Origin of the sequence: Carnobacterium sp. (assembly GCF_032094055.1) — a bacterium.
Classification (GTDB): domain Bacteria; phylum Bacillota; class Bacilli; order Lactobacillales; family Carnobacteriaceae; genus Carnobacterium_A.
This window is the reverse complement of record NZ_DAMDAK010000009.1, coordinates 34281-36803: the sequence shown is the minus strand read 5'-3', so window position 1 is coordinate 36803 and position 2523 is coordinate 34281. Positions and strand designations below refer to the sequence as shown.

Annotated in this window: 4 protein-coding genes; 1 reads left to right on the top strand and 3 read right to left on the bottom strand. The window is 32.2% G+C overall.

Features of this window, described 5'->3' with window-relative positions:
• Positions 1-153: 153 nt before the first annotated feature.
• Positions 154-1137 (top strand): acyltransferase family protein, encoded by a 984-nt coding sequence (locus RT405_RS02695; protein WP_313467337.1) that lies wholly within the window; start codon positions 154-156, stop codon positions 1135-1137.
• Positions 1138-1339: 202 nt separating this feature from the next.
• Here RT405_RS02695 and RT405_RS02690 read toward each other — a convergent pair whose 3' ends face one another.
• The 3 genes from RT405_RS02690 to RT405_RS02680 form a co-directional block, all read right to left on the bottom strand.
• On the bottom strand, positions 1340-1828 hold the full coding sequence (locus tag RT405_RS02690; RefSeq protein ID WP_396163112.1) for a MepB family protein: 489 nt from the start codon (positions 1826-1828) through the stop codon (positions 1340-1342).
• 112 nt (positions 1829-1940) lie between these two features.
• Positions 1941-2345: a type II toxin-antitoxin system death-on-curing family toxin gene (locus tag RT405_RS02685; RefSeq protein ID WP_313467335.1), complete on the bottom strand. Its 405-nt coding sequence runs from the start codon at positions 2343-2345 to the stop codon at positions 1941-1943.
• Positions 2342-2523, bottom strand: a 182-nt coding sequence (locus tag RT405_RS02680; protein WP_313467333.1) for a hypothetical protein, incomplete at its 5' end; no start/stop codon positions are given. The genes RT405_RS02685 and RT405_RS02680, both read right to left, overlap by 4 nt.

Genomic DNA, 2523 nt, shown 5'->3' with positions numbered 1-2523 from the left:
TTTCATCTGCTAGTATCATTATTTCGCTTCTGTTAATGACCAGTATTTTATTATTTCTTTAATTTTATTTGCTTGATTGATCCGCCTTCCAGCAAAATACTTTCCAAATAAGTCCAAATGTCTCATAATAGACAGAGAACAGGGGGACTTTTTTTGAAATACAACCGAACGATCGACATTATTAAAGGATTGGCTATCCTTTTTGTCATTGTAATTCATAGCTTTACAAATAAAACGTTATTAAGCTTCGGCGGCCCTTTTTATATTCAACAAGCCGTACCTTTATTTCTGATTATTACTGGTTATAACCATACGATGTCTTATGAACGAAAAGGAATAGAATCTTTAGCGGTGCTGTATCAGCCCAATCTGCTGTTCAAAAAATTGAAACGCATTTTACTGCCCGCGCTAGTTGCTTATCTTTTTCAGATTATCATTGCACCGTTTATTGGCAGAGAAGCCAATGTGTTCTTTTATCTATTCGGACGTGGCGGTTATGGTGGATTTTTTGTTTCCATCATGATTCAAATTGTTTTTTTCTTGCCTTTTTTATTTTATTTAGCTAAAAAAAATCACCATCTCATGCTTGTTTTGAGTTTTACTTTTAACCTGATTTTTGAATTTGCCAGCGATACTTTTGGATTACCTTCATTTATTTACCGCTTGCTTTTTTTCCGTTACCTTTTTGCCATTTCATTAGGTATTTGGTATTACTTTGTTCAAAAAGACAAAAAAAGCCTGCAGCTTATTACAGTCGGTGCTTTATTGAGTATTCCATATCTTGTTTTAGTTCATTATTTTAATTATGAAGTGCCGCTTTTTTCATTTAATACTGCTTGGAAAGGACAAGATCCTCTAACGTTCTTTTACCCTTTGCTGCTCTTTCATCTCGGTTTGATTTATTTGCCAAAAATAAAATGGAACATGCTCTATGAAGGTTTAGCACAACTCGGTAAAAAGTCGTATCATATTTTTATTGTTCAAATGGTTTATTTTTGGATCTCCGCTTCGTTTATTGATAAGCACGAAGAATTGTTTCTTGTTAATCTTGTAGTCTGTATTATCATTGGGATTGGTTATTACCATCTTGAAGATATCTATTTAAAATACAGAAGTAAAAAGACTCTTTCTCGTTAACATATATAGTCACTGAAAGAGAGAGACTTTTGTCTTCCCTCTCTTTCCGATTTATTGGTTATTTTCTTAACGTGCTCCTAAAGGCAGAAACGACATCATATTTGTTATGCCTTTAGGAGCTTTTTTAACTACCCGTACTGGAAAACGATTGCTTTCAATAATTAAAGGTAGTGCTTCGCATATCTTGATTTACTATTTAATTTCACGTGAAATATAACGCTGCAGCCCGTTGAGTATCTATTTCGTTTGATAGATTTATAAAATAGGTTTCCTGCCATTTTTGAGTTTTTCTTGCAGAATTGTTTAATTCATTTTCCCATGAAGGATAAACTCTCATCGCCATTTTTCCTTTATCATTTTCGCTTTTTAAAATACCCTTTTCTAATAATAGTAATTTTGGAAAAACAAATTGACCTATCAGATGATTATCTATAATCGAAACAATTAATTTTTCTGGCATATTGTCAAACGCATATGGTTGATTCTTATTATCTTTATCTTTTTCCCAAAAAACTACAAAATACCCTTTTTTCTTTGGGGTCTTCTTAGCTAATCGACTTCTGAACGTGTGCTGTTCAATGTTAAATGTAAGACCTTCATACTCTTTATTTTGATGTTCTTCTTGGAGATTTATCATACGATGCTTTTCGCTGTTTGAAACTAACTTTTCGATTAATTCTAATGATTCCAAGACTCAACGCTCCTTTATAAAGTAAAAAAATAGTTTAAATCTTACTCCCCACATTATAATCATTATTATCTATATTACTCTACAAAAAAAGAGAACCTTTTATAGGATTCTCCTATTTTTTTCTACTGTGTTTCTTTATCCATTCTACTATATCTTCATGAGTCGTCTGTTCTTTTCCTCGCTTCTTAGCAATGGATACTGCAAACTCTACCAGCTCATTTTGTTCAGCTGCTAAATCTATCTCATTCAACTCTAAAAATGTATATAAAGCCATTGAAGCAGTTCTCTTATTCGCATTATAAAAACAATTTTTATTAATCAACAACTCAAACAATATCGCCGCTTTATCTTCAACCGTTGGGTATAATATTTCTCCAAACACTTCTTGTTTGGGTTGTTCTAAACACATATTTAATGCAGATGGTTCTTTCACCCCTACTTGTTCTTGATTGCTGTAAGTTTCAATCTGAATTACATTAATCAGGATAATTTCCTTTTCGCTTAAATACCTTATCATCTCTCAACCAACTGTTTCAAAGCTTCATCATATTTAGTCATTCCTCTATTCAATGCTTGAAGAAAGTCAGCTGATATATCTAAGTCATTGACATGTGTTTCTACTTTTTCTATCTCAACTTTACCCTCCACATTAATAATAAATCTAATTTCATCTCCGGCTTTTACTCCTAATAGTT

What these genes read in the sequence shown, in the direction of transcription:
- RT405_RS02685 (WP_313467335.1), bottom strand. Translation starts at nt 2,345, where the DNA reads ATGATAAGGTATTTAAGCGAAAAGGAAATTATCCTGATTAATGTAATT.